This is a genomic window from Bacillus cereus group sp. BfR-BA-01382, assembly GCF_022663475.1.
Classification (GTDB): domain Bacteria; phylum Bacillota; class Bacilli; order Bacillales; family Bacillaceae_G; genus Bacillus_A; species Bacillus_A thuringiensis_S.
The window spans coordinates 1-464 of sequence record NZ_JAKUFQ010000285.1 but is presented as its reverse complement, the minus strand read 5'-3'; the positions used below and the strand labels follow the sequence as shown (position 1 = coordinate 464).

The following is a 464-nucleotide window of genomic DNA, read 5'->3' as shown; positions in this document are numbered from 1 at the left end:
AAAGATTAAAGGCTCAATTGAAATTACAAAAGTAGACGTAGCGGATGGAAATAACAAGCTACCAGGTGCAGAGTTTGCAATCTATAACGAGCAAGGCCAGGAAGTCGTGAAGGGAAAAACAAACGAACAAGGCATTGCGAAGTTCGATAAACTCCCAGCAGGAAAGTACACATACAAAGAAACACTTGCACCACAAGGTTATGTGTCACATGAAGAAACTTTCTCCTTTGAAATTAAAACAGATGGTGAAATTATTAAACACACCGTAAAAAACAAAAAGATTGAGGGTAGCTTAGAAATTACAAAAGTAGACGTAGCGGATGGAAACAATAAGTTACCAGGTGCAGAGTTTACAATCTATAACGAGCAAGGCCAGGAAGTCGTGAAAGGAAAAACAAACGAACAAGGCATTGCAAAGTTTGAGAAATTACCAGCTGGTAAATACACATATAAAGAGACATTCG

Annotated in this window: 1 protein-coding gene; it reads left to right on the top strand. The window is 38.1% G+C overall.

Annotated elements, in window-relative coordinates:
• Positions 1-464 (top strand): MSCRAMM family protein (locus tag MR160_RS33955; protein ID WP_255805930.1); only part of this gene is annotated, 464 nt, incomplete at both ends.